Source organism: Confluentibacter flavum, assembly GCF_002843175.1.
Lineage (GTDB): Bacteria > Bacteroidota > Bacteroidia > Flavobacteriales > Flavobacteriaceae > Confluentibacter > Confluentibacter flavum.
Genome location: NZ_PJEO01000003.1, coordinates 63,555 through 71,274, shown reverse-complemented (window position 1 = coordinate 71,274; position 7,720 = coordinate 63,555). Strand labels below are relative to the sequence as shown.

General features: G+C 34.8%; 8 protein-coding genes. 2 read left to right on the top strand and 6 right to left on the bottom strand.

Translation table 11 applies throughout. The features are described 5' to 3' along the window. Positions 1 to 350 precede the first annotated feature (350 nt). The gene (locus CSW08_RS00455; RefSeq protein WP_106657943.1) at positions 351 to 1,526 is read right to left on the bottom strand and encodes a lipoprotein N-acyltransferase Lnb domain-containing protein; all 1,176 of its coding nucleotides are present in this window, start codon (positions 1,524 to 1,526) and stop codon (positions 351 to 353) included. After that, positions 1,526 to 2,596 (bottom strand): putative type IX sorting system protein PorV2, encoded by a 1,071-nt coding sequence (locus tag CSW08_RS00450; protein WP_394337018.1) that lies wholly within the window; start codon positions 2,594 to 2,596, stop codon positions 1,526 to 1,528. Before CSW08_RS00450 ends, CSW08_RS00455 begins: the two co-directional genes overlap by 1 nt. A 128-nt stretch (positions 2,597 to 2,724) precedes the next feature. On the opposite strand from CSW08_RS00450, the gene CSW08_RS00445 reads away from it, so the two are divergent. Then, positions 2,725 to 3,462, top strand: coding sequence for a CDP-alcohol phosphatidyltransferase family protein (locus tag CSW08_RS00445; protein WP_106657941.1), 738 nt, complete (start codon positions 2,725 to 2,727; stop codon positions 3,460 to 3,462). A gap of 44 nt (positions 3,463 to 3,506) precedes the next feature. Further along, positions 3,507 to 4,382, top strand: a complete 876-nt coding sequence (locus CSW08_RS00440; protein WP_106657940.1) for a DUF808 domain-containing protein — start codon at positions 3,507 to 3,509, stop codon at positions 4,380 to 4,382. A gap of 75 nt (positions 4,383 to 4,457) precedes the next feature. Here CSW08_RS00440 and lptB read toward each other — a convergent pair whose 3' ends face one another. The 4 genes from lptB to CSW08_RS00420 all read right to left on the bottom strand — a co-directional run bounded on the left by lptB (position 4,458) and on the right by CSW08_RS00420 (position 7,599). After that, a complete protein-coding gene (lptB, locus tag CSW08_RS00435) occupies positions 4,458 to 5,198 on the bottom strand; it encodes an LPS export ABC transporter ATP-binding protein (protein WP_106657939.1) in 741 nt (246 codons plus the stop codon). A gap of 224 nt (positions 5,199 to 5,422) precedes the next feature. Next, positions 5,423 to 5,776, bottom strand: coding sequence for a carboxymuconolactone decarboxylase family protein (locus CSW08_RS00430; RefSeq protein WP_106657938.1), 354 nt, complete (start codon positions 5,774 to 5,776; stop codon positions 5,423 to 5,425). A gap of 24 nt (positions 5,777 to 5,800) precedes the next feature. Further along, entirely contained in the window at positions 5,801 to 6,634 is an 834-nt protein-coding gene (gene tatC / locus CSW08_RS00425; RefSeq protein WP_106657937.1) for a twin-arginine translocase subunit TatC, read from the bottom strand. After that, positions 6,634 to 7,599 carry a KpsF/GutQ family sugar-phosphate isomerase gene (locus CSW08_RS00420; protein WP_106657936.1) on the bottom strand — a complete coding sequence of 322 codons (966 nt, stop codon included), beginning with the start codon at positions 7,597 to 7,599 and terminating at the stop codon, positions 6,634 to 6,636. The genes tatC and CSW08_RS00420 overlap by 1 nt, the downstream gene beginning before the upstream one ends. Positions 7,600 to 7,720 lie beyond the last annotated feature (121 nt).

Below are 7,720 nucleotides of genomic sequence, written 5' to 3'. Positions count from 1 at the left end.
GTTGGCTGTTAGCTGTTAGCTGTTGGGTCTTGGGTTCAAGGTTTTGGGTTCAAGGTTTTGGGTTTTGGCTGTAAGCCGTTGGCTGTTAGCTGTTAGCCGTTAGCTGTTGGGTCTTGGGTTTTGGCTGTTAGCTGTTAGCTGTTAGCCGTTAGCTGTTGGGTCCTGGGTTTTGGCTGTTAGCTGTTAGCTGTTGGGTCTTGGGTTTTGGCTGTTAGCCGTTGGCTGTTAGCTGTTAGCCGTTAGCTGTTGGCTGTTAGCTGTTAGCCGTTAGCTGTTGGGTTTTGGGTTTTGGGTTCTGGGTTTAGGGTTCAAGGTCTAACTTCTATTGTCTATAGTCTATAGTCTAGCGTCTAAGATCTATTAGAAAAGTACGTTATCAAATACAAATACCTAATACCTAAAGCAATTAAAAAAGGAATCAGTCCTATGGCAAAAACTTGTACGCCAATGATCCAATGAAGTGTTAACAGGCATAAAAGAATCACCAAAAACTTTAAGTATTTAATAAACCAAGCACTTGTTTTTTTTCTTAAGAGTTGGCCTATCATAAAAATATTAAGCACACAAGCCCAAAGCAAGTTATAATTTTGATGGGTAGCCTTGTGATCTGTTGCAAACCAAAGCAGCAAAATGAGTACGCCAATAAGTCCCGTAAGACTGAACAAGGTCACATCTAACCAAACGCTTTGTCTTTGTGTTTTATAATCTTTGTAAGTAATAAAAATAATAAACAAACCTATGATGCCAAAAACGAACAACGGACTTGTGAAAAATGATGTTGCTATTGGATGATCTATTTTTTTATAAAGCACCTTATTTTCTTTTACTAAAGGCTCACCGGAATTTTTAATAGTAGCATTTTCAAAGAATTCATGAATGTATTTTGGTAAATACATGTGTTCTTCTGGAGTCGCTTTTTTATCAATGACAGAACCCAATGCCAAATCGATGCCAAAACAGCCCCAGGAGTTCCTGTTTAAATTACTGTGTATTAATGCCCTGAAGGTTTGTGGTTTAAAATTTTTAGGGTCATTAAATTGAATCGAATTGTTTAAAGCAATGTTGGTGACATCCTTGATTTTTGTAGCACAATTATCATAAAAGAAATCGTATAGATACCTTCTGTTTTCGGGTTGATAGTTATGGATTAAATAATCAAATAATGTTTGTTTTTCGCTTTGCGATATATTTAAAACCTGTTCTTTAATGGTTCTGTTTTGAGAAATATAGCTATTGAAAAAATCTTCATAATAATCTACGCCTATTAAATAATTAAGTTTTCCTTGAGCGAATTTTAAATAAAAATTAGGGGCTTCAAAATCATAAACACCATAATTAAAAACAAGGTCTGTGCCTTTAACGATATCCTTTATCCTAAACCCATTGTGTCCAAAGGAATCATTCAGGGAAGCTCCTGGACCAATTGTTAGTACGCTGATTTCGGCTTTGTCGGACAACACATGTTGTTGCGCCTGTGCTGTTTTAACACATAGAAAAACGAATAAAATAAAGAGTGCTTTTTGCATTATCTAAAAATACTTAAATCAATTTTTAATGAAAATACATTGGAATATAAGGCTACACTTTGGTCGCCAATATCAGTAAACGCATAATCTATTTGCACGCCATTATATTTAAAACCAACACCAAAGCTAGGTTGAAAACTTATTTGCTCGGTATTGTCAATTTGCAGTTCATTTTGAAAATTTCCAACGCCACCACGTAAATAGACCATATCTATATAACCAAATTCAAAACCAAAAGCCGGGTTGATACTGGCTACCGACGATGAAATAATATCGTTATTTTCTTCAAAACGCATATTCAAATTAACGGCTGTCAATAGCGTGTAATCATAATTAAAATCGAATAATTTCGAGATACCCATTTGTAATTTTGGAATGGTGATTTCGGTGGTTTCTGGCAATTCTTGATTCTGGCCAGCAACTGCATTTTGTATTTTAGCAAATTCGGTTTCATCAATGCTCCAAGCATTAAATGTTGTGGTAATGTCTCTTGCCATCACTCCAAACTTCCAACTGTTTTGGGTTTTAAACTGTACGCCCAAATCCAAACCAAAGCCCCAAGACGAAGCAAAATCGCCAATAATACGTCTAATCACTTTGGCATTCACACCATAATTGAGTCCTTGTACAGGGAGTTCTCTAGCATACGAAAACGTGAGTCCGTAATCGGCCGTAGAAAATAAACTAATCCTGTCGTAATTAATATTACCTTGTTCATCAATCAGTTGGGTGGTGTTTAAAATATCATCAACAGCAAACCTAATTAATGAGATGCCTATGGCACTTTGGTCGTCTAAAGGCATCGCAAAAGCAGCGTAATCATAATTGGCAATATTGGCAAAATAACTGGAGTGCATCAGTGCTAGTTGATTGTCTTCCAAATCCAATAAGCCTGCTGGATTCCAATAACCAGAATTCACATCGGCGGTATGCGACGTTACCGCACTGCTCATGCCTAAAGCTGCCGCATCAACGCCAATATTCATAAACTCATTGGAATATTTCCTAACGGTTTGGCCGAAGAGACTTAATGAAGCAATAAAAAATATTGTGGTTAAGTACGTTCTCAATCGCAAATTTTTTTTACAAAGATGCATATAATTTGTCAGCTATTAAACTTGAAATACTAACACTTATTGTTTGATTGTTGTTTTAGACGTAAATTCTTTGTTATTTTTACATCAAAGAAATAGTATAGATGAAAAAATATATACCAAATGCGTTAACGTTATTGAATTTATTCTGCGGAAGTATTGCCGTAATATTTGTTTTAAATGATGATTTTGTCACCGCTTCATTATTTGTGTTCTTAGGTATTTTCTTCGACTTTTTTGATGGTTTTGCTGCTAGAAAATTGGATGTTCAAAGTGAATTGGGCTTGCAATTGGATTCTTTGGCAGACATGGTTACTTGCGGATTGGTTCCAGGGCTCATCATGTATAAATTACTTGCATTGTCAGATGCGACGTGGGGTCATTCCGAGATTGATTATGCTAATTTTGATTTTTCACATATCAATCTATTACCTCTTTTAGGCTTGTTCATTACGTTGGCTTCGGCTTACAGATTGGCTAAGTTTAATTTAGATGAAGACCAACAAACCTATTTTAAAGGCTTACCAACACCTGCAAATGCGTTGTTTATTATATCGTTACCACTAATTATGGAATTTCAGAATAGTGATGTTATCAATACTATTATTCTAAATAAATGGTTTTTAATAATAACAACATTGGTTAGTTGTTATATGTTGAATTCTGGTATTAAATTATTTGCTTTAAAGTTTAAAGATTGGCGTTTTAAAACCAATGCTACCAGATATATTTTTATATTTCTATGTGCGTTATTTATAATAGTTTTACAATTTGCAGCCATCCCCATTATTATAATGACGTACATTGCCATGTCTGTATTGGATAATGTAACTACAAAATAAAAATTTCAGACTCATAAGTTTAATTCCCTATAAATAAACAACAAATGGCATCAGGATTTTTTGCGTTATTAGATGATATTTCAGCACTTATGGACGATGTCGTCGTCATGAGTAAGATTACAACAAAAAAAACAGCTGGTATTTTAGGGGATGATTTAGCGGTTAATGCCGAAAAAGCAACAGGCTTTATTGCCTCGCGTGAAATTCCTGTATTGTGGGCCATTACAAAAGGTTCTTTTCTTAATAAATTAATCATTCTGCCAGTGGCTTTTTTGCTGAGTGCTTTTTTGCCACCTGCAGTCACGGTACTTTTAGTGCTGGGCGGAATTTATTTAGCCTTTGAAGGCTTTGAAAAAGTATATGAATTTTTTGTGCCCCATAAACATTCAGACAATGTCGTTATTTTAAGTGACCCTACAGAAGCTGAAGTTTTGAAAATTGAGAAGGATAAGATTAAGTCGGCTATTTTAACCGATTTTATTTTATCGGTAGAGATTGTCATCATTGCCTTAGGAACGGTTATAGGAAAAGATCTTTTATTTCAAATATTGGTGGTTTCCATAGTAGCCATCATAGCAACAGTTGGTGTTTATGGTATTGTGGCTCTAATTATCAGAATGGATGATTTGGGTTTCCGACTCATAAAAAGGAGCGGTGATAAAAAGGGTATTTCAAAGACTGTTGGGATGTTTTTGGTTAATGCACTTCCTTGGGTAATTAAGAGTTTATCTGTTATTGGTACCATTGCTCTGATTTTGGTAGCAGGCGGCATTTTTGTGCATAACATTGAATTTTTACATCATTTTTTAGATGTTTTGCCATCCATATTGCAGGAATTTATTGTTGGTTTGTTGGTTGGGTTCGCTGCTTTTTTAGTTGTTAAGCTTTTTAAAGGGATTTTTAAAAAGGATAAGCATTAATCATTAGAGCCTAACAATCAATAGAAAAATTTACTGGGTTAATGGATTCCTGCCTACGCAGGAATGACAAAGTCCCTACTCCCTAATCTTCTTTTTACGAAGTTCAAAATTCTGACCTAAATATACTTTACGAACCATTTCGTCATTAGCCAATTCTTCTGGTACGCCAGCTTTTAAGATGCTGCCTTCAAACATTAAATACGTCCTGTCGGTAATAGCCAATGTTTCCTGAACGTTGTGGTCTGTAATTAAAATACCGATATTTTTTTTGGTGAGTTGTGCCACAATACGTTGAATATCTTCCACTGCTACAGGGTCAACGCCAGCAAAGGGTTCATCTAATAAAATAAAACTTGGGTCTGTTGCCAAGGCACGAGCAATTTCGGTACGGCGACGTTCGCCACCAGACAATAAATCGCCTCTACTTTTTCGTATATGTCCTAAACCAAATTCTTCAATTAAGGATTCCATTTTATCATGTTGCTGTTGCTTACTAAGTTTTGTAAGTTGCAACACACTTAAAATATTATCTTCGATACTTAATTTTCTAAAAACAGAGGCTTCTTGTGCCAAATACCCAATCCCGTTTTGGGCACGTTTGTACATGGGGTATTTCGTGATGTCTTTATTGTCTAAATAAATAGTGCCACCATTGGGTTTTATTAGACCAACAATCATATAAAAAGAAGTGGTTTTACCAGCGCCATTAGGCCCTAGTAATCCCACTATTTCCCCTTGATTTACTTCTAGGGAAACAGACTTTACTACTTTTCGTCCGCTATAGGACTTCATTAAATTTTCGGCTCTTAGAATCATATCTGTATGGTAAACGCTAAAAATAGCAAAAACATATAACTATTTGGCGAAGGTACATTAATTTAGAAACTGTTTAAATTTTATCTAAAAGCCATTTTTTGTTTCTTTTTGCCCCATATTTCGTTGAATTTTTTTCTAATAGCTCAGCTATTAAAAAAAAATCCGCCTCATCTGATCCAAAAATAATTCAAAAAAGCATCAATAAACAAAACTTAAACAGTTTCTTAGTTTTTGTCTTGGTCTTCTAAAGCATCCCAAAACTCGTAGGCACGCCGTAAATGAGGAATCACAATGGTGCCACCAACCAATGTGGCAATGCTTAGGGCCTCAACAACTTCATTTTTTGTTAAGCCTAATTTATAACTGGTTTCTAAGTGGTATTTCACACAATCATCGCAACGTAAAACAGCAGATGCCACCAACCCTAAAAGTTCTTTGGTTTTTACATCCAAGGCGCCTTCTGTATAGGCATTGGTATCTAAATTAAAAATACGCTTTATAACTTTATTATTATCCGCTAAAATTTTATCGTTCATTTTAGAACGATACTCATTAAATTCATTAACCATCTTAGGCATGTTTCTTTCCCTTTTTTTTGATTTCTAATGACGAATTTTGATATTCTTTTCTCTTCTTTTTTGATTTCTAATGACGATTCTTGATATATGTATGCTCACTTCATATAAAATGAGAATAGGAACAGCAACAATAATTTGGCTGGCAATATCTGGAGGCGTAATGATAGCTGATAAAACCAAAACAATGATTAAGGCATATTTTCTGTATTTTTTTAAAAACTCTGGGGTTACCAGTCCTATTTTTGTTAAAAAGTAAATAAGTATGGGAAGTTCAAAAACCAAACCGGCGGCTAAAACGGAAGATCTTACTAAACTGATATAACTATCTAAATCAAAATCATTATGGACTTGCGAACTCACTTGATAAGACCCCAAGAAATTAATAGATAACGGACAAACAACATAGTATCCAAATAGCACGCCTATGAAAAATAATCCAGAGGCTACAATGATGAAACCACGGGAATGTTTACGTTCATTTTCATGTAAGGCTGGGCTTATAAACTTCCAAAGTTCATAAAGTATATATGGGAAGCCAATAACAATACCAGCTGTAATAGATACCCAGATGTGTGCAGAAAACTGACCGGACATGGTTCTACTTTGTATTCGAAAAGGCAGTTCTTCATAACAAAAACTAGTGTCCATACCAAAATATTGGGTTACATCACATAATATTTTATAGGTGTAAAAATCAGTCTTTGAAGGGCCGAAAATTAAATAATCAAAAATGAATCCTTTGGCAAGGAATGCGCCACCAGCTATAACTACAACCGCTATAACTATTCTTATTAAATGCCATCGTAAATCTTCGAGATGATCTAGAAACGACATCTCATTTATGTTCTTTTTTGCCATTATATAATACCTTCTTTTATTAAATCGTGTAAGTGAACTACGCCTGCATATTTGCCGTTTTCTTCAACAAGTAACTGTGAAATACCATAAATTTCCATGACTTCTTTTGCTTCCAAAGCCATGGCATCGGCCTTTATGCGTTTTGGGTTTGTACCCATAATATCTTTGGCTGTTAGTGCTAAAAAATCATCAGCCTTGCTTAACATACGTCGTAAATCACCATCGGTTATAATTCCAATAATGGCATCGTTTTCAACAACAGCCGTAACACCAAGCATTTTTTCTGTCATTTCAATAATGATATCTTTAATACCAGTATCCTTAAAGACCTTGGGTTTTAAATTTACGGATGATATATCTTCAACTCTTAAATACAATCGTTTGCCTAAAGCACCTCCTGGATGGTATTTTGCAAAATCGTTACTAGAAAATCCGCGGAGTTCCAATAAACAAACAGCAAGGGCATCACCGATTACCAATTGAGCGGTTGTGCTGGTGGTAGGTGCTAAATTGTTAGGACAAGCTTCTTTTTCTACATATGAATTCAGTATATAATCTGCTTGCTGGCCTAAAAAGGAATCTTTACGCCCCGTTATGGCAATTATTTTATTTTTAGCGCTTTTAATTAATGGAATAAGCACTTTAATTTCAGCAGTATTTCCACTTTTAGAAATACAAACCACAATATCATCTTTAAGGATGAGTCCTAAATCACCATGAATGGCATCAGCCGCATGCATAAAAATAGAAGGGGTTCCTGTTGAGTTAAGCGTCGCCACAATTTTATTGGCAATAATAGCACTTTTACCGACGCCTGTTATGATAAGACGGCCTTTTGAGTTGTAAATATGTTGTACAGCTTCAGCGAATTCATCATCAATAAGACTGGAAAGATTCAATATAGCATCTGCTTCCATGTTAATAGTCTGTATAGCAGTAGTAATAATAGAACTTTTGTTTTTCAAAATTTATTATTTTTTTTGATTGATGCTTTTAAAGATTTTGTTATCTTTAATGATAATCAGATTAGGTTTTATTCTAATTTTGATTATCGTTACAAAACTAACGAAAAAATGAGGGTTCTCT